This is a genomic window from Flavobacterium psychrolimnae (genome assembly GCF_003312425.1).
In the GTDB taxonomy this organism is placed as follows: Bacteria; Bacteroidota; Bacteroidia; order Flavobacteriales; family Flavobacteriaceae; genus Flavobacterium; species Flavobacterium psychrolimnae.
Map to the genome: position 1 here is coordinate 126647 of NZ_QNUX01000002.1, position 24537 is coordinate 151183.

Consider the following 24537-nt stretch of genomic DNA (forward strand, 5'->3'; position numbering starts at 1 on the left):
GTTATTAAGTAACATTTGTCAACTACAAGTAATAAAAGGATTAACTTAAAACATAAAAATTTGTTTACAGGATTGAAATATTCTTAATTTAATTTGATTACAAATGTAAATATAAAGATGTTTACTTTTGTAAATCAAATTAAACAGCATGGATTTAGAACAATTATTCAGTCAGTATAAAGAAGAAACTATTCAGGGTCGTTACATCACTTTAGATTCTATTGAACCGTTATTACAAAAATTAAATACCAATAATCAACTTCAAATTACTGGAAAATCAGTTTTAGGAAAGTCGATTTATTCATATGAAATTGGAGAAGGTGAAACTAAAATTCTCCTTTGGTCACAAATGCATGGAAATGAAAGTACGACTACAAAAGCGTTATTTGATTTTTTGAATGTGTTACAAAGCGGTTCGCAATTGGCACAACAATTATTAAGTGCTTTTACTTTTTGCATCATTCCGATGTTGAATCCTGATGGTGCTACATTATATACAAGGGAAAATGTTAATAAAGTAGATTTAAATCGTGATTCGCAAGCGCTTACACAACCAGAGAGCAAGATTTTAAGAGAGGTTTTTGAATCTTTCAAACCGGATTATTGCTTTAATCTTCATGATCAGCGTACTATTTTTGGCGTAAGCGATACGGGTAAGCCGGCTACATTATCATTTTTGGCGCCTTCTTATAATGAAGAAAGAGAAATAAACGAATCGAGATTAAAGGCTATTAATTTGATTGCGAGTATAAATGAAGAGCTTCAGAAGTATTTACCGAATCAAATTGGTCGTTTTGATGATTCTTTCAATATAAACTGTATTGGTGACACGTTTCAATGTTTGGGAGTACCTACATTATTATTTGAAGCGGGTCATTTTGCAAACGATTATCAAAGAGAGGAGACGCGTAAATATGTTTTTATGGCGCTAATTTCAAGTTTTACCATACTTAGCGAAAACGATATAGTTAGCAACGGAATTGACAAATATTTGAATATTCCTCAAAATAAAGTCGTTTTTTATGATTTAATGTATAAAAACATCAAAATAAATTATGATGGTATCGAAATAATCACCAATTTTGCAGCACAATACAAAGAAGAGTTAATTGAAAATCAGATTTGTTTTAATGCTTATGTATCACAGATAGGCGATTTAGAAAATTATTTTGGTCATTTTGAATACGATGCTAAAGGAGCACTTTATAAAGATGATTTTGATTCAATTCCTAAATTAAACCAAAAAGCTGATTTTTATTTAGATAATAACATAAAAATTGTTAACGGAATGATAAAAATATAATATTTTTGTCTTTTTATTGTTTTTATGTATATTTTTATACTTTGTTAAAGCAATTAATAATATTAATTAAAGAGTTATGAGTAAATTTCGTTTAGATGAAGTAGATCACCAGATTTTAGATATGTTGATAGACAATACAAGAGTTCCATTTACGGATATTGCAAAAAAATTATTGATTTCTGCAGGAACTGTCCATGTCAGAGTTAAAAAAATGGAGGATGCCGGTATCATAATGGGATCTTCATTAGTGCTTGATTATGACAAATTGGGATATTCTTTTATCGCTTATGTAGGTGTTTTTCTAAACAATACGTCTCAAACAAAATTTGTTTTGGAACGAATTAATGAAATTCCTTTTGTAACGGTAGCTTCTGTTACTACTGGGAAATTTAATATCTTTTGTAAAATTAGAGCAAAAGATACTAAACATGCTAAAGATGTTATCTTTATGATTGACGATATTGATGGGGTTTACAGAACTGAAACGATGATCTCACTAGAGGAAAGCATAAATGATAAGAAGCGGTTGATGCATACTATTTTCAAAAATATGTAATTAATCTTGAATGCGCTATATATAAATATAACCTCAAGTTAATTCTTGGGGTTTTTTTTATGAGAAATTAACTAAACCAACTACAACTAGACTATGTACACATTACCTAAAATTGAACGTTTCAACCAGGATGTTCTCTCTAAATACAACATTTATAATAGTGTATTTATTACATTGCCCTTTCAATCCATAGATAATACAGGAGCTTTACTGCCTTTATTTACAGATATTTGCGATACAGGATTCAAAAAACAAGAAACTCCTAAGGAGATTGTTGATTTTTTTGCAAAAAGGTATTTACACGATCCTTCAGAATCGGATAAGATTGATATCATGTTTCGTTTTATTCAATATATCGAACGTCAGATTGTTTTGTTTGATGCTATTGAAGATGCTGCTTTTCCGGTTGTTAATAATATGGAGGGAAGAGGATCGTTGAGAGATATTAAGGAAAAATCAGATGCAAAAGACAAAGAAGACGAATTGGTCGATTTTCTGGAAGATTTCAATGTTAGAACAGTTTTAACTGCGCATCCTACACAGTTTTATCCTGGTGCTGTGCTTGGAATTATCAATGATTTAACTGAAGCGATTCGTAAAAATGACTTACTGAACATTAAGCAATTACTGGCTCAATTAGGTAAAACTCCCTTTATTCAAAACGAAAAACCAAATCCTTTTGATGAAGCAGTAAGTCTGATTTGGTACCTTGAAAATGTATTTTATCATACTTCCGGTGAGATGGTGCACTATCTTCAAAAAAATATTTTTAAAGGAAACTCCATAAAAAATCCTTTGATTAAACTTGGTTTTTGGCCCGGTGGTGATCGTGATGGGAATCCATTTGTAACAACCGAAATAACTTTGAAAGTAGCGGAACGCTTGCGAACTTCGATTTTGAAATGTTATTACATCGAAATGAGAGATTTAAAAAGAAAACTAACTTTCTCTGGTGTAGATACTTTGGTTACTGAACTGGAACAAAAACTTTACAGGTCTGTCTTTTATTCCAAAGGAGAAATTTTCATTACTCTTGACGAATTTAAATCACAGTTGAGTAAAATAAAACAAATTATTATTGATCAACATCAATCGTTATATTTAGATGAATTGGATGCGCTTCTGATAAAAGTAAATTTATTTGGGTTTCATTTTGCATCTTTAGATATTCGTCAGAATAGTAAAATTCATGATGCTGTGTTTAATGACGTTGTTGAATTTTATCTGAAAGCTGATCCTGATGTTTTTCCGAAAAATTATTTTGAATTAAAAGAAGAAGAGAAACTCAAGGTTTTGTCAAATGTAAGCGGAAATCTTGATGCAGCTGTTTTTCCGAATGAGATGACTCGTTTGACAATCGAATCCATTCAGGCAATTAAAACAATTCAGGAAAATAATGGCGAATTTGGCGCCAACCGCTATATAATTAGTAATAATGAAAGCGCGCTGAATGTTATGGAAACCTTTGCGCTATTCCGTTTGAGTGATTGGGAGAATCCTCCAGTTGATATTATTCCGCTTTTTGAATCGGTTGATGATTTGCAAAATGCGCATGAAATCATGGAGAAATTGTACACCAATCCAACTTATGCGGCACATTTAGCCAGTAGAAACAACAAACAAACCATCATGCTTGGCTTCTCTGACGGAACAAAAGACGGAGGCTATTTAATGGCGAATTGGAGTATTTATAAGGCAAAAGAAGAGCTTACTGCAATTTCCAGAAAATATGGTGTAAAAGCAATTTTCTTTGACGGTCGTGGTGGACCTCCAGCCCGTGGTGGTGGAAAAACACATAAATTCTATGCTTCATTAGGGCCAAATATTGAAAACAATGAAATTCAGGTTACGGTACAGGGACAAACGATTAGTTCTAATTTTGGAACTTTAGATTCCTGTCGTTATAACTTGGAGAATTTACTAAGTGCTGGTGTGACCAATCAGGTTTTTAGTAAAGGACAAAATGAATTGACTTTGGATGAGAAAAATATATTGGATCAATTGGCAGGATTTGGTTATGAAAAGTATTTAAGCTTTAAAAACCATCCTAAATTTATTCCTTATTTGGAACAAATGAGTACGCTGAAATATTACGCTAAAACGAATATTGGAAGCCGACCATCCAAAAGAAGTAAATCAGAACATTTAGATTTTGCTGATTTACGTGCGATTCCTTTTGTGGGTTCTTGGAGCCAGTTGAAGCAAAATGTACCCGGATTTTTTGGTGTAGGGACGGCGCTGAAACATTTTGAAGATACAAATCAATGGAGTAAAGTTCAGGACTTATATGACAATTCTTTGTTCTTCAAAACCTTGTTAGAAAACAGTATGATGTCATTGGCTAAGTCATTTTTCCCACTGACAGCTTACATGAAAAAAGATCCTCAATTTGGTGAATTTTGGCAAATAATTTATGACGAATTTTTAGAAACAAAACGATTGCTTTTGAAAATTGCGGGTCATAAAGAGTTAATGGAAAATTACCCTGATGGTAAAGCATCAATACAAATAAGAGAACGTATTGTTTTGCCATTGTTAACAATACAGCAATATGCTTTATTGCGAATTAATGAACTAAACAAAGAGGCTCAACCTGATGAAGCGTTAATAAAAGTGTACGAAAAAATAGTGACTCGTTCTCTTTTTGGAAATACAAATGCTAGTAGAAATTCCGCTTAAACGATAAAAAAAATGATGTCAACACAATTGCCAACAAATGAATATGCTCCTTTTTATGCTCCTTATGTAAACGCTTTGGGAGACGTAAATTTAATAGAAGAATTAGAAATTTCATTGCATGATTTTATCCGCTTTGTGCAAAATATCCCAATGGATAAATTTGATTATAGATATGCAGAAGGGAAGTGGGATATCAAAGAAATTATTCAGCATGTCATAGATACCGAGCGTATTTTTGCGTATCGCGCCTTGCGTATTTCCCGAAATGACCAAACGCCTTTACCAGGTTTTGATGAAAATGATTATGTAAATAATACTGAAGCTGCCAATAGAAGTATTCAAGATTTGCTAACTGAATTTTCAGCTGTGCGACATTCGAATTTGTTTCTTTTCAAAAGTTTATCTGAAGAACAATTAAAGAGAATTGGAACTGCTTCGAATGCAGCTGTATCGGTTCGTGCGATTGGTTTTATTATGATTGGTCATCAAAAATACCATCAAAAGGTTTTTCAGGAAAGGTATTTATAATTTATTCAAAACCTGTTGACCAGATTTTTAGCTTGTTGTCAAATGACATAGTATTTGCAGGACTAGTTGAAGGCATCACATAATACGTGATGCCTTTTATTTGTCCAAATTTTTTCAGAAAGTATTTATGGCTTTCTTTTCCGTTAAAAATGATTGTAGTAATTTCTGGAAATTCTCTAAACAAGCTTTCAAAATCATTTTCTTTTTGATTTTTGATATGGATGTCCAAGCTTCCTTTTCTTTCGCAATTTTCTAAAACATCCCAAAGCCCAATATTATTAGCTTGGAGTAATTGTATCTTTTCTTCAAAGATTTCAGCTATTGGTAAATTATCCAGCAACGTGTACATTATTTTCCAAAAATGATTTCTTTTGTGCGCATAATATTCCTGTTTTTCCAATGAAGCAATGCCAGGCATGGTTCCCAAAATCAAAATTTTGGTTTGAGAATTTACAAAAGGAGGAAAGGATTTTATCATATAAATGAATTAAAGTACAGCATTTTCTTTTTCTAATATTGCCAATGCCAATCGGATTTTTCCATAATCTATTTTTTCTTCAAAATAATCAAAATAGGGTTTTAAGGCATTTGGTGATTCTAGTTTTACTTGCGCTTCGGCAATTTGAGAAACTTCTTCTTTTGAGATAAACGAATCCAAATCTATTTCGGCGCCATCAATGTACAATTTCGCTAAATGTGACATAATTGTACTTAATCCTAATTTTCTTTTTTGGGCAATTTCCTCCACTGATAATCCATTTTTATAAAGTTCCAATGTTTCTTTATAAGTAGTGGCTTCTTTCTTTTTTCTGAGAACTTTAGATTTTTGAAAATCAATAATCGCTTTGATAAAAGCATCTCCATATTTTTCCAGTTTTGCTTTTCCAACACCGTCGATTGCCAGTAATTCGGTAACGCTCATCGGTCTTTCAGTTTCCATTTGGCGCAAAGCCGCATCACTAAAGATTACATAAGCAGGAACGGATTCTTCTTTAGAAATTTCATAACGTAATTTACGTAAAGTTTCAAAAAGCGAATTTGCTACTGATTTAGTTTTTGTTGCTTTGGTTTCTTGTTTCTCAATATTGATTTTCTGAATGGTGGTCAGTTGTACTTTTTCGCCTTCAAACAGTACTTTTTTCGCTAAAGAAGTTAGTCGAATTTTATTTTGTTTGTGAAAAGCAATTTCACAATAGCCTAAATTAATCAATTGTATCAAATATTGATTCCAGTCAAACCACGAAAGATCTGCGCCAACACCATATGTTTTTAGGTTTTGGTATTCTTTTTCATAAATATAAGCATTTTTAGAACCGCGCAAAAAGTCAATAATTACAGGCAGTGGTTCGGTTTCCTGTAACCGAATAATTGCCGATAATGCTTTTTGAGCAATTATGGTTCCATCGAAAAAAAGCGGCGGATTTTTACAGATATCACAATTTCCACAATTATCTGTAACGAGTTCGCCAAAATAGGAGAGCAATATTTTTCTGCGACAACTCAACGCATCGGCATATTGTTTCATTCGCTCCAGTTTGGCAAGTTGTACTTCAGCGTTTAAACCTTGAGAAGCAAATTTTTGCAATTGAATTACATCGCCGTAACTTTCAAATAATACCGTTTCTGATGGCAAACCATCGCGACCGGCACGACCAATTTCCTGATAATAGCCTTCGATATTTTTTGGTAAATTATAATGAATCACCCAGCGCACATTTGATTTATCAATTCCCATCCCAAAAGCAATGGTTGCACAAACGACTTTGCAATCATCATTGATAAATTCATCTTGTGTTTTCGAGCGAATTTGATTGTCTAAACCGGCGTGATATGCCTTAGCACTAATGCCTATTTTTTGTAACTTTTCGGCCAGTTCTTCGGTTGTTTTTCTGCTCAAGCAATATACAATTCCGGATTCGTTAGGTTTTTCTTGTATGAAATCTATTATTTGTTTGACTCTGTCCAAAGCGGGACGAACTTCTAAACTTAAATTTTTTCGATCAAAAGAAGCAACAAATAGTTTTGGATTTTTAAGGTTTAATTGTTCACTAATATCCTTACGTGTAGCTTTATCAGCAGTTGCAGTTAAAGCTAAGATTGGGGTAGAAGGGAAGCGGTTTTTTAGATATCCAAGATTTGTATAAGCTGGTCGGAAATCATGTCCCCAAGATGAAATGCAATGCGCTTCGTCAATAGCGATAAGACTTATGGTCAAACTATTGAAAATATTGTCAAGAAAAGACAAGCTTTCCGGAGCAATGTAAACGAGCTTAATCGCATTGGATTTTAAACTTTCAATATAAAATTGACGTTCGTCTTCGGTTTGACTGCTGTTGATAAAACAGGCTTCAATTCCATTCGCTTTCAAGCCATCAACTTGATCTTTCATCAAAGCAATAAGCGGAGAAATTACGATTGTGATTCCAGGAAATACCAATGCTGGTAATTGAAAACAAATTGATTTTCCTCCACCTGTAGGCATTATTGCCAATGTATCTTGTCCGGAAATAATACAGTTTATTATTTCTTCCTGATTGGGTCTGAATTTTTCAAAACCAAAGTTTTCTTTGAGTTTGGCGTGTAAAATTTCATGAGTCATTTTGGCGTATATTTAGAAGTCTAAAGTTATAAAAAAAGGAACTCGTGAATGAGTTCCTTTTTATAAGTATATTTAAAACAGGATTAATTAATCCTCATCTTCGTCATCATCTTCATCTGAAAAATCTTTTTCATCAGCATCTTCGTCATCCTCATCATCTCCTGAATCAGAATCCGGTTTGTCGATAGCGTCATCCTCATCGTCATCGTCGATATCGTCGTCTAAATCCAGACCTTTGATAGGTTCAACAACTTCATCGATGATAATTTCGTCATCTTCATCATAATTTTCAATTCTATCAGCAAGCTTAGTGCTCACTTTTACTAAATAAATAGTGTCTTCAGTTCTTACTTCAACTGCTTCAACCAATTCATTTTTAGCGTTTCTAAAACTAATAATGTTTGAATCATCATAACCATCTGGAAATTTATCCACCAATAGGTTTAAAATTTCATTGGTAAGTTTTGCGTAATCAACAATTACTCTTTTCATAAAATATTCTATAAATCTAATAAATAAGCGAAAATTAAAGGTGCTACAATGGTAGCGTCTGACTCAATAATAAACTTAGGAGTTTTAATGTCTAATTTACCCCAAGTAATTTTTTCATTTGGCACCGCTCCAGAATACGAACCATAACTGGTCGTTGAGTCTGAAATCTGACAGAAATAACTCCAGAAAGGAATATCATGCATTTCCATATCTTGGTACAACATTGGCACCACACATATTGGAAAATCTCCAGCAATACCACCACCAATTTGGAAGAAACCTACACCATTGGTACTGTTTTTTGGGTACCAGTCTGACAAGAAAACCATATATTCGATACCGGATTTCATTGTAGAAGCTTTCAAATCTCCTTTAATTACATACGATGCAAATATATTTCCCATGGTACTGTCTTCCCATCCCGGTACAATAATAGGTAAATTTTTCTCAGCAGCTGCATACATCCAACTGTCTTTTAAGTCAATTTCATAATATTCTTCAAGAACACCTGAAAGTAACATTTTGTACATAAACTCATGCGGAAAATATCTTTCGCCTTTGTCATCTGCATCTTTCCAGATTTTGTAAATATGCTTTTGCAAACGACGGAAAGCTTCATGTTCCGGAATACAAGTATCCGTTACACGATTTAAACCTCTTTCCAATAAATCCCATTCGTCTTGCGGAGTCAAATCACGATAATTTGGAACTCTTTCATAATGAGAATGAGCAACTAAATTCATGATATCTTCTTCTAGATTTGCTCCGGTACACGAAATTATATGTACTTTATCCTGACGAATAATCTCAGAAAATATTTTTCCAATCTCGGCAGTACTCATAGCGCCAGCCATGCTCACCATCATTTTTGCACCATTGGCTAATTGTTCTTCGTATGCCTTAGCTGCGTCAACTAAAGATGCAGAGTTGAAATGCAAATAATGCTTTTCTATAAACTGACTGATTGGTCCTTTGCTCATTTTTTAAAATTTAAATACTTAGAAATCAAAACGTTAAAAATATAATTTCAAATTTAACGAATTTTTATATTGAATAATTGAATAGTTGGTAATTTATTTTTTGTCGTAACCTAATATTTTTAAAACGTCTTCAGAGGTTTGTTGTTCGGAGAAAACCTCAGTGGCTAATATACCGTTTTCGTCTCTATCTATCAATATATGTTTAGGTTGCGGAATCAAACAGTGGTGTAAACCACCGTATCCACCAATGGTTTCCTGATAAGCACCCGTGTTGAAAAATCCGATGTACAATGGTTTTTCTTTGTTGTATTTTGGCAAATAAATAGCATTCATGTTTTGTTCGGAATTGTAATAATCATCGCTATCACAGGTCATTCCGCCTAACAAAACCCGCTCGTATGTATCGTTCCAGCGATTGACTGCCAGCATGATAAAACGTTTGTTGATTGCCCAAGTATCTGGTAAAGTAGTGATAAAAGAAGAGTCAATCATATTCCACTTTTCTCTGTCATTTTGTTGTTTTTGATATAAAATCTGGTAAATAGCTCCACCACTTTCTCCTACAGTATAGGAACCAAATTCAGTAAAAATATTAGGAACATCAACCTCGGCTTCATCGCAAGCTATTTTGATCTGATTGATGATTTCGTCAATCATATATTGATAATCGTATTCAAATGCCAGTGAGTTTTTTATTGGAAAACCACCACCTATATTTAATCCGTCAAGCGAAGGACATTCTTTCTTTAAAGCTACATAAACCTTAATACATTTTACTAATTCATTCCAGTAATAGGCATTGTCATTAATTCCTGTATTGATAAAAAAGTGTAACATTTTCAGTTCCAATTTCTTATTTTCCTTGATTTCCTTCTTATAAAATGGAACAATATTTTTGTATCCAATTCCTAAACGGGAAGTATAAAACTCAAATTTAGGTTCTTCTTCAGCCGCAATACGAATTCCAATTTTAAATTTACTTTTTATTTGTCCCTGAAGCAAGTCAAGTTCTTCGTAATTATCAATAATTGGAATGGTGTTTTTATGACCATTATTGATCAGTCGCGCAATATTATCGATGTATTGGTCTCTTTTGAAACCATTGCAAATTACATACGTACTTTTATTGATTTTACCGTTTGCCAAAAGATTTTCTACAATATTAATGTCAAAAGCTGATGACGTTTCAATATGAATGTTATTCTTGAACGCTTCATTCATAATGTATTCAAAATGAGAACTTTTGGTACAATAACAATAGTAATATTTTGCCTCATATTTGTTTTTTTCCATCGATTTACGAAACCAACTTTTGGCTTTGTTGATGTTGTTGGAAATTTGAGGTAAATACGTAAATTTTAATGGCGTACCATATTGCTCTACCAATTTCATCAAATCGATATTGTGAAACTGAAGATTATCTTTGTTTAATGTAAATTCTTCTTGGGGAAAATAGTAGGTTTGATTGATTAAATCAGAATATTTTGTATTCATTAGATGTTGTGATTATAGATTAAAATATTGTAAAATAAAGTAACCTATAATTCAAACCCGAATGTTCGCATATACGATCTGAAGCTTCTCGTGGTCTGCTTTTAAGTATTGGAAAACATCAAAACTAAAGTTTCCTTTAATAGAATAAAACCGCTTCAATATCCTTAGAAAAGACATATTGTTTCGGGTTTTACTGGAACTATAATTTGGCTTGTTTTGACTTTTTTTCATCGGTGCAAATGTAAAAAATATTATATACGCAATGCAATCCTTTTTATAAAAAATAATTAAGATTTATAATCCAGAAACGCCTTAAGAATTAATTCATTTTCAACCGATTGATTGATTTTTATTTTTCCGATACCTTCAATTAATGCAAACTGAATGTTACCGTACTCATTTTTTTTGTCGTGAATCAGTAATTCCAAGATAGGTTCAATGTCCTTTTCCTCAAAAATGATGTCGTCATATATAGACTTGATACAGGATTTTATCTCAGAATATTCTTCTTTATTGATTAGTTTTTTATCCAATGAAATGAAACTTTCTAATATCATTCCAACGGCAATAGCTTCTCCGTGCAGTAAAGTAGTTTTATTTTCATTTTCCAAAAAGTAGCTTTCAATGGCGTGGCCCAAGGTATGACCAAAATTTAATGCTTTTCGGATATTTTTTTCAGTAGGATCTTGAAGGACGATTTCATTTTTTATTTCAACCGAACGGTAAATTAATGCATCAAAATCAGCAAAATCTATGGTTTTTAAATCTAAAAATTGCTCCCAATATTTCTTATCATGTATCAAACCGTGTTTCAACATTTCGGCAAGACCGGAACGCATTTCATTTTGAGGCACCGTTTCAAGATATTGGGTGTCAATAAGAACCATTATTGGAACATTTATAACACCAATTTGGTTTTTTAAATTTCCTAAATCAACCCCATTTTTCCCTCCTACAGAAGCATCAACCATTGATAGTAGCGTAGTAGGAATATGTATAAAATCAACTCCACGCTTGAATGTTGAAGCTACAAAACCACCTAAATCAGTAACAACACCGCCACCAAGATTAATCACAAGGCTTTTTCTGTCAGCACCAAGTTCCGTGAGTACATTCCAAATTTGGACGCAAGTCTCAATATTTTTATTTTCTTCACCGGCATCAAATTCTATAATTTCAATAGTAAGTTCTGTTTCCAGATATGGTAGAAAATTAGGTAAGCAAAACTCATTAGTATTACTGTCTACAATTATAAATAGTTTGGAATACTTATTTTCTGTCAAATGAATGTTTAAGGCTTCGTATCCTTTTTCGTTGAAATGAATTGGATAACTGTTGGCTTGAATTGATTGCATCTTTATGGATTAATTGGAACCGCAAAATAAGGTAATTTTTGGGGAATAATATTCAAAACTCTGTCTATATTTGTACAAAAATTTAACAAATAATGGAAAAAATATTCAATAATACGCAAGTTGCCTTTTCATTAAAAAGTGATACCGAATTGGATAGAGCTTATTTTCTTTTCAAAATGATTGCTAATCAGCCACTAGTTCGCATTGGAACTGCGGTTACAAATTTTGCCCTTAAAGCCAATCTTCCTGTTGAAGGATTGATACGCGCTACGGTTTTTGACCACTTTTGCGGTGGTGTAAATGAAGTGGACTGTCTTTCGGTTGTAGATAAAATGTACACCAAAGGAGTTTCATCTGTTTTGGATTATTCTGTGGAAGGAAAAGAAGAGGAAGATCAGTTTGATGCGGCACTTGAAATGACATTAAAAACCATCGAATTTGCAAAAGAACGTTTGGCTATTCCTTTTGCAGTTTTTAAACCAACCGGTTTTGGTCGTTTTGAATTGTATGAGAAATTGGGAGAAAAACAAACTTTAACTCCGGAAGAACAATCAGAATGGAATAGAGTAGTGGAGCGTTTTGATTTGGTTTGTAAAGATGCTCATTCTAAAAATGTTGCCCTTTTGATTGATGGTGAAGAAAGTTGGATGCAAGATGCAGCGGATGATTTAGTTACCGAAATGATGCGTAAATACAATAAAGAAAAAGCAATTGTTTTCAATACGTTGCAAATGTATCGCTGGGATCGTTTGGATTACTTGAAAAAATTACATGAGCAAGCCAAAAAAGATGGATTCTTCATTGGGATGAAATTAGTTCGTGGTGCTTACATGGAAAAAGAAATTGTTCGCGCTAACGAGAATGGATATTCATCACCAATATGCGCTTCAAAAGAAGATACAGATGAAAATTATGATTCAGCAGTTCGCTATATGATTGAGCATTTAGATTTAATGTCAATTTTTGCAGGAACTCACAATGAGTTAAGTACGTATAGTTTAATGGAATTGATGCAACAAAAAGGAATCAAAACAAACGATGACAGAATTTGGTTTGGTCAATTGTACGGAATGAGTGACAATATCAGTTATAATCTGGCTGCTAATGGGTATAATGTAGCAAAATATTTGCCTTTTGGTCCAGTTAAAGATGTTATGCCGTACTTGATTCGTCGTGCAGAAGAAAATACTTCTGTAGCGGGACAGACCAGCCGTGAATTAGAGATGATAAAAGCAGAACGCAACCGCAGAAAAGGGAAGTAAAATTTCAGTTTTTTTAATATTCAGATGTATTAAAATCTATAAAAAAAAAACTCCATTCATCTTATTGAATGGAGTTTTTTTATGTCAAATTACTACTGAAATTTAAGAATTGCTAAACTGCAGATTACTTAAATTTTTATAAATACCATTTTCTAAAGCTATTAATTCTTGATGTGTTCCTTGTTCTGTAATTTTTCCTTTATCCAAAACCAAAATTTGATCTGCACTTCGAATAGTTGAAAGACGGTGTGCAATTATGATACTTGTTCTTCCTTGCATCAGAATTTCTAACGCTTCCTGAACCAGTTTTTCACTTTCACTATCTAATGATGAAGTGGCTTCATCCAGAATCAAAATACTTGGGTTTTTCAATAATGCTCTGGCAATTGCAATACGTTGTCTTTGTCCTCCGGAAAGTTTAATTCCTCTTTCGCCCACAATTGTTTCAAATTTTTCTGGGAAACTTTCGATAAAATTATAAGCATTAGCTTGTTTTGAAGCGGTAAGAATTTCTTCTTCGGTAGCATTTGGTTTTCCATAAGCAATATTTTCTCTGATGGTTCCTCCAAATAATATCACATCTTGCGGTACAATACTCATGTTTCCACGAAGACTTTCTAAATCAAAATCATAAATATTTTTTCCATCAACCAATATTTCTCCTTCATCAATATTATAAAAACGTAATAATAGGGAAGCAATAGTTGATTTTCCGGTTCCACTAGGACCTACAATGGCTATTTTTTGACCAAAATTAGCCGTAAAACTAACGTCTTTCAATACTTTAATTTCTTTTCTCGAATGGTAACTGAACGCTACATTCTTGAAGGCAACGTTTCCTTTTATTTTTTCAATTGTAGCAAGATCACGAACCGAATTAATTTTTTCAGGAGTTTCGTCCAATAATTCAAAAACACGTTCGGTTGCGCCAATTGCTTTTTGGATTTGGGCATAAAGTTCAGCGATTCCACCAAAAGAAGCACCTACAAATGTAGAATACAACACAAACGAAATCAATTGTCCCACACTCATTTCGCCGCTGATACTTAATCGAACGCCGTACCAAACTACGGCAACAATAGCTCCAAAAAGACAGAATATAATAAATGAAGCAAAGTAACCTCGGTACTTTCCACCTTTGATAGCAATCTTAACGACTTCCTTTATTTTTCCGTTGTAACGGGCAATTTCGTACCATTCATTGGCGAAAGCCTTAACAATACTGATGCCTTGCATGGTTTCTTCAACAACTACTTGACTTTCGGCAACTTTATCCTGAACATTTTTTGAATATTTCCTGATGAACCTTCCAAAAATAACTGCAGCAACTGCCACAAGCGGAACTACTGATAACATCAACAACGTTAATTTTATACTTTCGTTTGCCAATAAAAGGACGCCACCAATAATTAGAATAAATTGTCTTAGGAATTCGGCTATGGTTGATGTTAAAGTATCTTGTATTTGGGTTATGTCAGAACTGATTCGGCTATTTAATTCTCCAACACGTTTTTGAGAAAAGAAAGACATCGGTAGTTTTACCAAATTACTGTAAAGCGATACTCTAAGATTGGCTAAGGTATTTTCAGTGAAATTGACAAATAGATACAATCTAAAAAACGAAAAAATCGATTGAAGAAATAAGATTACAATCAATCCTAAAGCGATAGTATTAGCTTGAGAATTGTCTTTGTTTTTCACACAATCAATTAGCATTCCCATCAATTTAGGAAAGGCAAGAGCAGTTGCTCCGGTAAATAATAAAAAAATTAAACCTACATAAAATTTCCAGCGGTGATTTCCTGCATATTGAAATATTACAGTTGCTTTTTGGAGTGAAGTTGCAGTAATTTTTGATTTTGGTAAATCATTTTCTTTGAACCTGGCCATTATCTATTGTTTATGTTACAAATGTAAGACTATAACGAATCAATACAAAAAAATAGGAGCTATTCATGAGAAACATAAAGTGCTATTATAGAGTATGAAAGCAAATAGGTGCAATATTTTTTTTATTTTTTTTGCTTTTTTGCTTGCAGATACGATTTCTAGCTGTATATTTGCACTCGCAATACGGAAATGAAAATTACTAAATTGCATTAGGGCGATTAGCTCAGCTGGTTCAGAGCACCTCGTTTACACCGAGGGGGTCGGGGGTTCGAACCCCTCATCGCCCACTGTGAGGGATTACCGAAAGGTTTTCCCTCTTTTTTTTGTATATAAGACATCCCTTTTCCTCCATTTTACTGGCATTATGAGAAAATATATCTAAAATTGTAGGTGTTCGATATATACCCTCTTGGTAGTATAAGTTGCCATTGAACACCATCTTTACAAACTCACGCTTTTGCAAAGTATCTGACTTTGTGTAGACATGTTTGATATCACCCAATAAATCCAGATTACGGTCTAAAATCTCGAAGGCCTTCCCTTGATTTGGGCTAAGTCTTTCTATTGCTGCTGTAATGGTCAATATATGGTCACTGTAGGTTGAATACCATCTTTCGTAGGTATCCTTGTTTATCTCGTTCCTAAACCATTTTTCTTCTACTGCATTTAATAGCCGCTGTACTTCCTCCAGCTCATGTTTTTTGTCTGCTACTTTTTTCTTGTTTGCCTTTACTTCCTGTTCAATTGAGGCGTAACTGCCATCTCTTATCTCTTTAATTTGTCTTTCGGGAACGCTCATGAGATCGCAGACGTTTAAGAATTGCTCATGTGCTTTGATTGCACTTATATTGTTATGTTTTGAATGCTTGCATTTATAATAGTAGAAGTATTTTCCAGATTTACCACGAGAAGGCGCACCAGTAAGCGGAGTTCCACAATGGCATTTTACAACGCCCCGTAGCGGTATTTCATCATCGATAACTACCTTTACTTTATCAACTTTCTTCATTTTGGACTGTACCATTGTCCATGTTGTCTTATCAACTATTGGCTCATGAATGGCTGGAAAAAGACCTCCCGGCAGATCTTTGAACGGCTCAACCCTTACAAGCCCTGCATAAACAGGATTTGCAAGCACACGATCAATAGCCATGTTGCCTTTCCTGTCAAAACCTGATTGATAAGCTATTTCTTTGATTTTATATAACGGCACATCACGCAGATACATATCATAAATTGTTTTGACAATTTTAGCTTCTATCTCATTTACTTCAAGGTGGCGCTGTTTTCCTTCTCCAACCTTGCTGTAGCCGAAAGGTTTTTCTCTAGTAAGGAAACGACCTTCTTTTGCACGGGCTGTATAGAGTCCGCCACGCACTTTTATACTCCTGTTGATATTGTCTTCTTCAGCTAGCAACAATTGTAGGCCTGCTCGGAAAAAGCTTCCCGGTGTATCATAATCAAAAACGATCCCTTCGGTCACGCTGATAATCTGAATACTGTATTTTTTTTGGAATTGTTTGACCAAACTCATAGCTTCACCAGCATCCCTGCTAAAGCGGTCAAGCTGGTCTACAAGAAGGTAGTCCACCGATTTATAATGCTTGGCAATGAATGCCTGTAATTTTATAAAATCTGGACGGTCAAAAGTCTTGGCACTTTTACCTCTGTCAATGAACGAATCCACCAACTGTATATTATTATATTGCAGGTATTGATCGGTATACAATTCCTGCCTTTCAATCGAGCCATTACTTTGCCCTAATTGACTAAATCTTAAATATCTAATCGCCCTCTTCATATAATTCTTTCAATGTTAATGACACAATAATTTCAATCATTAAATCTACGAATTTTTGTTCTTTTTCCCGTTCTATATCTTCATAATTTTTTGAGATATATTCTTCTACATCAGTCTGATTGATAAATTCCTGTTTCATTTTTCACCTCCTTTGCCTTTTGTTAAAACGATGTTTGTTTTTAAGTTTTATGAATTTAAACCATCTGACAGCTTAGGAGTAATTACAGTCTCACCTAGGAACTCTTTGGCTGCATTAGTCTCAAAGCAATATTAGTAACAGTTATAAAAAAAATAAAGACAATCCCTTCTTATAGTCGGGACAGTCTTTGTTTTTAAAAAGAGTTGGTACAGCCAATTTGATGAATCACTCCTTTGTCGTGAATCAACAAAAAGGCTAGCGATTAAAATTGATAGTATGTACTATCTTTTTTTGCGTCTGGCTTTCTTTTTCGTTTGGTTGGCAAATAATTCTTCATCATAGTCTTCTGCTTTTCCATTGGATAATAACCCTCCAAAGACTTCAATAAGGTTGTTTTCTTCGTGGCTATAGGACATATTTTCCTTAACCAAAAAGTCAAACAGCTTGTGTGATTGTTTGACATCTTCATTTATAGTCGCATTGTTCTTTGAAACACCATTTCCCTGTACAGGCTGCTCTATTTTAGTGCCATTATTCCACCAGTCATTGAATACGTTAGCCGAAAGGTTTTTGCCTAATTGCGAACCATTCCATACGGATTTTGAACTATGGTCAATAAACGTTATTCCATAAACTCTGCCTTCGGTATTTCGTCTTACAACGGTATTAATACCTCGTTCCAACAACCTTTTTTTGAATTCTTTTTCATCCGATGCCGTCTGCAAGCACATCTCAATGGTTGTCTTAAGCAAAGCTTTGGATGGCTCATTTTTCAACAACTCTTTGGACTGGGCATAGCGTTGTTGAAGGTGAACATATCCTGCCTGTTTACCGAACAACGAAGCTTTAAAAGGATTGCTTGCTTTTTCTCCCTTTTCATTTAATGCAAAATATACCAGTCCTTGTTTTGGGATTCCATCAAATTCACCCTTGACTTCTTCAGCGGTAATATTGAAAAGGGAAAGCAGGGCATTGTAGGCGCCGAAACCCTCAAATTTATAGTTCTTTGGTAAATGACGGATTACCGAAGCCATCTGGCTCTTTATGTCACCAGCCTTATAATCAACTGGTTTGAATATTTGATTTTGTGGATTTTGCTTTTTCTCGATAGCCGATATCAAGCAGAATTGTTTTTCCAATTCCCGACAGACATTCATCGAATGTCTTTTTTCAAATTTATCCGATATTTTCCTGCCATTTTCATCCACGCAAACCGATACAATATGAATATGGGTACGGTCAATATCTGTATGCTTGAATACCACAAAAGGCTGTTCTGTGTAACCCATTTTCTGCATATACTCCTGAGCCAGCTTTTCAAATTGTTCATCACTTACTTTATCGTTCGGATCAGGATTGAGAGAGATATGTAATATTGGTTTTTCAGTCTTTCGATTGGCAAGCAAGTACGGTTCAAAAGAACGCAACAGTTGACTGGTGGCATAACTGCCATCAGGAGTTTCAATTATCTTATTGGTATACAAAACCTGCCCATTATCATTTTCCACTTTGAGTTGATTGTACACCAATGCACCATAAAGATTGCTCCCTCTTCCGATTTTCGCTATCATTTTTTCAGGTATTTTGCTTCAAAATCTTCAGTTAGTAGAATGATTTTTTGACACAATACCGCCATTTCTGCTGTCTGTTTTTCCAATTTATAGAGATAGGCTGCGGCTTTCTTTTCAGAAAAATTGCGGTACAGTATTTTTACCACTTGGTTATAATTGGTTCCTACAGCCCTGAACTGTCCGAATAGGGTGGTCAGGCGCATATAGTAATCCATGGTTGCCTTGTCAACCGTTACGATTGTAATGCCTTTTTGGAAGACACATGCCGTAATAAAATGGGCCATTACATCCATTCGTGAAGCTTCATAGAGAGAAAGGAATCGTGCATTTTCCTCAGCACTAAGGCTAATAGAATAGCGGTGAACGGCGGGATCTTTCTTGGGATGCCTGCCTCCTTTATGCGAGGTAGTTTTGCCGTTGCTTTCCATTACCGTTATTACTGGTTTCGTTTAAACAATTTAAAAACCAATATACTTTATCATTGGTAATGGCCTCTGGATATTGGAGAATATGGAAGCATTTGGCTTACTATTTCCGCATGTTGATTTTCGCCTTAAGGACAACTTCCGTCAAACAAAGCCACGACAGGACCCTTTCTAAGAGTGCCTCGCTTTCGGGATTAATTTCATGAGAAACGTGAAATTATGCTTTACAAAGAAACAGTTAGCAAGGAGATGTGGGAACTTCTCCAAAGGCTTATGAAAGATGAAAAATTGAAAGACTATATATTGGTCGGCGGTACGGCGTTAGCCTTACGACTGGGACATCGCTTATCAGTGGATCTAGATCTTTTTACAACAAAAACTTTTAATTCGCAGATGATGCTCAAATATCTGCATGACACTTACGATGTAAATGAAAAGGAAAGCCAGTTCTTCCCGAACACTGTTCTTACCTACATCGATGATATAAAAGTCGATATTGTTACACACAATTACCCTCTTCTGAATTCCGTGGAAACAGCTGAAGGAGTCCGCATGATTTCCAATGAAGATATTGGAGCAATGAAACTCCATGCGATTCATCAGAGCGGAGACAGGTACAAGGATTTTGTTGACATGTACTTTATGCTTGAACGAGAACCATTAAAGTTCTACCTACAAGCCTATCAGAGAAAATATGATAAGGATCCCTACTGGGCTTCCATAGGTCTGAATACATATGACAAGATTAGTACCTTTGAAGGTATAGATATGCTGAAAGAAAAAGAGCAAAACTGGAAAATTATCCAAAAACGGCTGGAACTGGCAGTAAAAAATCCTTTGTATAAATTTAAATCAGAAAGCCAGGATTTACCGATTAATCCCAACAAAAAGAGAGGATTTCGCAGGTAATTCAGCAAAAAATACTTATATTTGATACTACACCAATTAAAAAAACAATGAAGCCATTAACCAAACATATACCTAATCTTCACCCTAAATTCTTCTGGGATTTTAGATTCGACAGTATTGACTGGGATGGAGGATATAAAATGGTAATTGCCCGTATTGTTGAGCGTGGAGGTCAGGATCAAATTGACGAAATCGTCCGTTTTTATGGTCGTGAAAAAATAATTACTTCTATCCGTGACGAGATTTTCTTTCTTCCCAACTATGCCATTGAGAATGCTCTTAAATTCTTTCCCGAACTCAAAAAGGAAGAGATGTATTGCTATCTGAACCGCAAAGACAAACCCTATCACTGGATTTAGTGAATACCTAAATCCCTAAACGGGTTTTTCTTGGTTTATTTAATTCCTCATCTTTGCTTTGTTCAGTCTCTTTGTACGGATTGGACTTTATATTTTACCTAAAGAAATGATAAAAAGAAAAACAAGGTAGGACGTGCTGGATCAGTCTGTCCAAAAGACTACGGCATAATGGTTTGCTCGTTCCTCACAAACCACCCTTCGGGACTTATTCCGTTTCCTTTTGTCCTGTCTGCATCCCGTCCTTTGAAATTGCTTTCTTTTTCTTTTTTCCGATTTTCTGTTTTCTTTGGAAAATATATTTATGTATCAAGATATGGGTATATGTGCGTATCTAAAAGTCTATTTATTTGCTTATTTACACAAGGGAGCATTCATGTCTTTGCGTAAAAGCATACATATGTAAAAGCATAAAACTGTAAAAACGTATGTACATACATATAGCTATAAAAGCGCATTTACTTATGGGATTAAATACTTCTTTAAATGAGTGCATCCGTACAGAATTGCATTGATACCTCAATATGCATGAGAAGATATATTTAAATATTTATGTTTGAAGGTACATATATGCATATTTTCTAATTCGGCAGATAACTGCAGTTAAGCTTCTCTGGAATTTATAGAGTTGACCCCATTAAAGCCAGGAATACCAACACTATCCTATTTGTACACAGCCTTATCAAGACTGATTTTGTTCAAACCAATCACAACACATAACAATTCCTAAATATCCGCAAAACAAAAAAAGGGCCTCAAGCCCTTTCCATTAAAACCATCGGTAATAATATTTTCGAGAGAAAATAGCAAGTTGTGTTTTGAGCTGCTTGAAATACTTTCCGCAGCTCAAAACCACTTGCCCTTGCAGGGAGCTGGAAAACATCTCCAAAGTCGGCGTTTTATTAAAATTCTAAATAGAAACAGGTTAATTGGAAGCGTTCTTATTGTTTTCATTTAAATATTTTCTATGTAGGATGTCCAGTAATTCTGCCTCTTCCAATGGAATTAGCATTTCTATTATTCTCAAAAGACTTCCAATATATCTTTCAATATTTACGATACTCCCAGTACTGAGCTCAATTCCGTCTAAAGCTAATCTTGTTGTTTGAAGTAAATCCGATAGTATACAAAACAGGTCTCTATATCCTTCCACTTTTAATTCAATAATGTAATTGTCATCTCTTGTTTCTAATGATGGTTTAAGTAGTAGAAAATATTGCTCTGGGTTTTCTATGAGCTCATTTAATTTGATTTTATCATTTTCCATAATCTATATTTTTATTAATAATTTATCTAGTTATAATGTATCAGTCTTTTCAAACTCTATAGTTTTTAAAACAAACTTATGAACTGCATCAAATACCTCACCTTCGTTAATTGGCAATAATTGCACTGCTATTTCTAACAAGGTTTTAAGATGCTTTATAGGATCTTCAACTTCTGTTGCGTTTCCATTCTCATCATTATAAATAGTATTCAGACAGGTTTTTAATAAATCCTGTACTGCAATAAGCATAGAAGAGTACCTGTCAAAAATTATCTTTGCGTTGAAGAGATAATTTTTTCTATCATCAGGTTTCAAAGTAGTAAAGTAACCACATGTGGTTATTTCTTTAATAAAAGCGTCTAGTTCTTTATTTTTATCCGTTTCCATATTATTTATTTTATTTCTCGGCTTCATTTTCAACTTGGTTTTGTCGATTGATTTCCTTTTGAATCAAAATTTCCGCTTGATTTTTAAAATTTTTGCATCTTTCTTCCACCACCTGATAATATAAATAATCAACATCGTTAGTCTTACTAAAACGTAAAGTGTTGGGCTGCTGCTTAAGAAGTTTAAATATGGCTTTGTCTTCCCGTGTTTGTCGGGGAAAAAAATCTGCAGTTATGGTAGTAAAGTATTCACAGAGATTAAATAAATACTCTAATGCAAAATGATTAGGAGTGTAGCCTACAAAGACACGGATCAAAGACAAACAGATTTGCTCCACTATTTGATGAAGAGCGGACATTTTTACTTCATCCGAACTAGAAGCATCATCATCATTATATACCCAGCCCCAGATTGTAACAATATTATTCCTCCTCCATGCTATGTAATGGGATGTTGATTTTAAATTTCTTTTGGGAGTTTCGCTAATATTTAAATAAGGAGGCTTGTTAATATCTTGAAATAACAGCTCTGCGTTCTGCATAATCTGCCAAAAGAAAAACTGCTGGTCTTGGCAGAGGTCTTTAAGACTCTGTACGTGGTGTATAAGAACAGTAGCGGTCAAAGTACCCTGAGTCTTTGCTTTTACCTTATCAGTTATATCACTGACAGCATTATCTTTGGTCTCCTGTACAAAAACTAAGAGGTATAAATGACTATGTTCTTTTTGCAGTTCTTTATCAGGATAAATTTTCCTGCTCGAACTATAAGCTGTTGCATGTCTGCCAAAACAATAAATCGCAGATGTTTTAATGTGCTCAGTAATTACTTCCTTCAACTCTTTTTGCTGTGAAAATTCAATTGCATTCATAATTTTAAATTTTAGTTAATACTTATCTGAAAAATTGTATTTTTGTTCAAAACACAATGCAAGTAAACAATAGATTGTACCGTACCGAACTAAACGGAATTGTATCATACTAATTCAAACTTGTATTTTACCGATCTAAAAAAAATTAGAGAATTTTAAATATCTTTGAACTATGGAAACAGCAACAAAACCAAAACATATTGGCAGGAATATAAGCCGAATCAGAGAGCTTAGAGGTATGAAACAAGAAGCATTGGCTATTGCTATTGGTGTAAGTCAACAGTCAGTTTCTAACATTGAAGGAAGCGAAACAATTGATGAAGAAAAACTACAAGCAATTGCTGAAGTGTTAGGCGTTTCTGCTGAGGCAATTAAAAACTATAGCGATGAAACGGTATTAAATAATATTCAGAATAATTATGAAGGATCTGTTATTAATAGTGGTCCTACAGTAAACCAAAATTGCACATTTAATCCCCTAGATAAAGTAGTTGAGTTATATGAGCGTTTAGTTCAGGCTGAAAAAGATAAAGTCGAGTATTTGGAAAAGTTACTAAAAGCGAAATAGGCTTTTATAGAAGATATATTAATTCCAAAAGAGAGACTCTAGACAGGGTCTCTCTTTTGTTTCAGAATATTTTTATTTTACAATCATAATAAAAGATTAACAAGATGGATAAAACTATTAAACTCCGTGTGAAAAAGGAAATTGGCAAAGATGACGAGCTTAAGGTATTGAAATTAAAAGGCGCCTTAATTACTAAGAAGTACACTGAAATCATTCACATTGCTGATGAAAATGAAGACTTCTATCTTAACTCATTTTCTACTTCCTCCGAGAATGAAAAAGAGGCGGAACACTTTGTTTTGGATTACATTTCAGATAATAATCTTAAAGATACTATTACTCTCGTTAGCACAAAGAATTAAAGATTTTTTGATTTGCATAATCCTCCCAAGATATCCACAAAAATCTTCCCGAAAGCAGTCAGAATTTTGTGGATTTCAAAAGTAATATTGTTTGAAAAAGTACGCTTCTTTTTCCTGTTATCTTCATATGATTTTGAGAAGCGTACATTTTCAAAAGATATTTAAAAATTATTTTTAAAGTTTTTTTATGAGGGTAAAAATCTCCAACCAAAGGAGAAAGAACAAAACAAGGCATTGAAAATCAGTGAATATATATAATGAAATGCCTCGTTCCTCGTTTTGTCACCCTTCGGGACTTATAGCGCTTCGTTTCCCTAATTGTCCAATTTCAAATCTGTTTTCTTTTTTTCGTTTTTCTTTGAAAAAGTGATTTATGCTGTAGCCGTTTCAATCTATTCTAGTCATAAAATCATCTATAATTAGATATGTCTTTTATCTATCATAAATTAGTATCTGACTTTTAAAAAGCTGAAAGATTACCACGTTCCTACAACAGAAAGGTGTTCGTTCGTATCACAAAGGATATCTTTCTACTCCTTAATCTGAAACTCGTGTGCAGTGAATTTATAAGAAGAAAGACAGATTCCTAACATAAGAAAATAACCCAAATTTCTCAGAATTAATAAATCTAGATTTGAATTCTAACTTAACAATTACTAATGTTTTTTATTTTGTTCTCTAACAATCTAGAAACATTAAATAAATTAAAAAAAATCACTATCGTAGCCATTTTAATTTGTAGAGAG

At 33.8% G+C, this 24537-nt stretch carries 23 protein-coding genes and 1 tRNA gene; 10 read left to right on the forward strand and 14 right to left on the reverse strand.

Features of this window, described 5'->3' with window-relative positions; genetic code table 11:
- Positions 1-148: 148 nt before the first annotated feature.
- From DR980_RS02820 to DR980_RS02835, 4 genes are all read left to right on the forward strand, one after another.
- Positions 149-1303, forward strand: a complete 1155-nt coding sequence (locus tag DR980_RS02820) for a M14 family metallopeptidase (RefSeq protein ID WP_113633754.1) — start codon at positions 149-151, stop codon at positions 1301-1303.
- A gap of 76 nt (positions 1304-1379) precedes the next feature.
- On the forward strand, positions 1380-1859 hold the full coding sequence (locus DR980_RS02825) for an Lrp/AsnC family transcriptional regulator (protein ID WP_072943262.1): 480 nt from the start codon (positions 1380-1382) through the stop codon (positions 1857-1859).
- Positions 1860-1952: 93 nt separating this feature from the next.
- Positions 1953-4538, forward strand: a complete 2586-nt coding sequence (locus DR980_RS02830) for a phosphoenolpyruvate carboxylase (protein WP_113633755.1) — start codon at positions 1953-1955, stop codon at positions 4536-4538.
- Positions 4539-4550: 12 nt separating this feature from the next.
- On the forward strand, positions 4551-5066 hold the full coding sequence (locus tag DR980_RS02835; protein WP_113633756.1) for a DinB family protein: 516 nt from the start codon (positions 4551-4553) through the stop codon (positions 5064-5066).
- A gap of 1 nt (position 5067) precedes the next feature.
- Here DR980_RS02835 and DR980_RS02840 read toward each other — a convergent pair whose 3' ends face one another.
- The 6 genes from DR980_RS02840 to aroB all read right to left on the reverse strand — a co-directional run bounded on the left by DR980_RS02840 (position 5068) and on the right by aroB (position 11986).
- A complete protein-coding gene (locus DR980_RS02840) occupies positions 5068-5544 on the reverse strand; it encodes a DNA-deoxyinosine glycosylase (RefSeq protein WP_113633757.1) in 477 nt (158 codons plus the stop codon).
- A 9-nt stretch (positions 5545-5553) separates the two neighbouring features.
- The gene (recQ, locus tag DR980_RS02845) at positions 5554-7665 is read right to left on the reverse strand and encodes a DNA helicase RecQ (RefSeq protein ID WP_113633758.1); all 2112 of its coding nucleotides are present in this window, start codon (positions 7663-7665) and stop codon (positions 5554-5556) included.
- Between the two features lie 87 nt (positions 7666-7752).
- The gene (locus DR980_RS02850) at positions 7753-8157 is read right to left on the reverse strand and encodes a DNA primase (RefSeq protein WP_113633759.1); all 405 of its coding nucleotides are present in this window, start codon (positions 8155-8157) and stop codon (positions 7753-7755) included.
- 8 nt (positions 8158-8165) lie between these two features.
- A complete protein-coding gene (locus tag DR980_RS02855) occupies positions 8166-9137 on the reverse strand; it encodes a deoxyhypusine synthase family protein (protein ID WP_073353127.1) in 972 nt (323 codons plus the stop codon).
- Between the two features lie 93 nt (positions 9138-9230).
- Complete coding sequence (locus tag DR980_RS02860) at positions 9231-10631, reverse strand: type III PLP-dependent enzyme domain-containing protein (RefSeq protein WP_091169894.1); 1401 nt, start codon at positions 10629-10631, stop codon at positions 9231-9233.
- Between the two features lie 287 nt (positions 10632-10918).
- Positions 10919-11986 (reverse strand): 3-dehydroquinate synthase, encoded by a 1068-nt coding sequence (gene aroB / locus DR980_RS02865; RefSeq protein ID WP_113633760.1) that lies wholly within the window; start codon positions 11984-11986, stop codon positions 10919-10921.
- A gap of 92 nt (positions 11987-12078) precedes the next feature.
- Here aroB and DR980_RS02870 point away from each other — a divergent pair, with 92 nt between their 5' ends.
- Complete coding sequence (locus DR980_RS02870; RefSeq protein ID WP_113633761.1) at positions 12079-13248, forward strand: proline dehydrogenase family protein; 1170 nt, start codon at positions 12079-12081, stop codon at positions 13246-13248.
- A 102-nt stretch (positions 13249-13350) separates the two neighbouring features.
- Here DR980_RS02870 and DR980_RS02875 read toward each other — a convergent pair whose 3' ends face one another.
- On the reverse strand, positions 13351-15138 hold the full coding sequence (locus DR980_RS02875) for an ABC transporter ATP-binding protein (protein ID WP_113633762.1): 1788 nt from the start codon (positions 15136-15138) through the stop codon (positions 13351-13353).
- Between the two features lie 212 nt (positions 15139-15350).
- On the opposite strand from DR980_RS02875, the gene DR980_RS02880 reads away from it, so the two are divergent.
- Positions 15351-15425: transfer RNA gene (locus DR980_RS02880), tRNA-Val, on the forward strand.
- On the opposite strand, the gene DR980_RS02885 is transcribed toward DR980_RS02880, so the two are convergent.
- The 4 genes from DR980_RS02885 to mobA all read right to left on the reverse strand — a co-directional run bounded on the left by DR980_RS02885 (position 15416) and on the right by mobA (position 19077).
- Positions 15416-16939 carry a recombinase family protein gene (locus DR980_RS02885; protein WP_113633763.1) on the reverse strand — a complete coding sequence of 508 codons (1524 nt, stop codon included), beginning with the start codon at positions 16937-16939 and terminating at the stop codon, positions 15416-15418. The genes DR980_RS02880 and DR980_RS02885 overlap by 10 nt on opposite strands.
- Entirely contained in the window at positions 16923-17078 is a 156-nt protein-coding gene (locus DR980_RS16320) for a hypothetical protein (protein WP_167400534.1), read from the reverse strand. The genes DR980_RS02885 and DR980_RS16320 overlap by 17 nt, the downstream gene beginning before the upstream one ends.
- Before the next feature lie 281 nt (positions 17079-17359).
- Positions 17360-18649, reverse strand: a complete 1290-nt coding sequence (gene mobB / locus DR980_RS02890) for a conjugal transfer protein MobB (protein WP_113633764.1) — start codon at positions 18647-18649, stop codon at positions 17360-17362.
- Positions 18646-19077, reverse strand: coding sequence for a conjugal transfer protein MobA (gene mobA, locus DR980_RS02895; protein WP_113633765.1), 432 nt, complete (start codon positions 19075-19077; stop codon positions 18646-18648). Before mobA ends, mobB begins: the two co-directional genes overlap by 4 nt.
- 216 nt (positions 19078-19293) lie before the next feature.
- Between mobA and DR980_RS02900 the strand changes: the two genes are divergently transcribed.
- Both DR980_RS02900 and DR980_RS02905 read left to right on the forward strand, forming a co-directional pair.
- Positions 19294-19983 (forward strand): nucleotidyl transferase AbiEii/AbiGii toxin family protein, encoded by a 690-nt coding sequence (locus DR980_RS02900; RefSeq protein WP_113633766.1) that lies wholly within the window; start codon positions 19294-19296, stop codon positions 19981-19983.
- Positions 19984-20030: 47 nt separating this feature from the next.
- Positions 20031-20342 carry a DUF6922 domain-containing protein gene (locus DR980_RS02905; protein ID WP_113633767.1) on the forward strand — a complete coding sequence of 104 codons (312 nt, stop codon included), beginning with the start codon at positions 20031-20033 and terminating at the stop codon, positions 20340-20342.
- Positions 20343-21264: 922 nt separating this feature from the next.
- Here DR980_RS02905 and DR980_RS02910 read toward each other — a convergent pair.
- The 3 genes from DR980_RS02910 to DR980_RS02920 are packed head-to-tail and all read right to left on the reverse strand — an operon-like array spanning position 21265 to position 22861.
- Positions 21265-21606 carry a hypothetical protein gene (locus DR980_RS02910; protein ID WP_113633768.1) on the reverse strand — a complete coding sequence of 114 codons (342 nt, stop codon included), beginning with the start codon at positions 21604-21606 and terminating at the stop codon, positions 21265-21267.
- Positions 21607-21636: 30 nt separating this feature from the next.
- On the reverse strand, positions 21637-21993 hold the full coding sequence (locus DR980_RS02915; RefSeq protein ID WP_146779209.1) for a hypothetical protein: 357 nt from the start codon (positions 21991-21993) through the stop codon (positions 21637-21639).
- A gap of 10 nt (positions 21994-22003) precedes the next feature.
- Positions 22004-22861 carry a hypothetical protein gene (locus DR980_RS02920; protein WP_113633770.1) on the reverse strand — a complete coding sequence of 286 codons (858 nt, stop codon included), beginning with the start codon at positions 22859-22861 and terminating at the stop codon, positions 22004-22006.
- 172 nt (positions 22862-23033) lie between these two features.
- Here DR980_RS02920 and DR980_RS02925 point away from each other — a divergent pair, with 172 nt between their 5' ends.
- Positions 23034-23429: a helix-turn-helix domain-containing protein gene (locus DR980_RS02925; RefSeq protein WP_113633771.1), complete on the forward strand. Its 396-nt coding sequence runs from the start codon at positions 23034-23036 to the stop codon at positions 23427-23429.
- Positions 23430-23533: 104 nt separating this feature from the next.
- Positions 23534-23791 (forward strand): hypothetical protein, encoded by a 258-nt coding sequence (locus DR980_RS02930; protein WP_113633772.1) that lies wholly within the window; start codon positions 23534-23536, stop codon positions 23789-23791.
- The last annotated feature ends 746 nt before the right edge of the window (positions 23792-24537 follow it).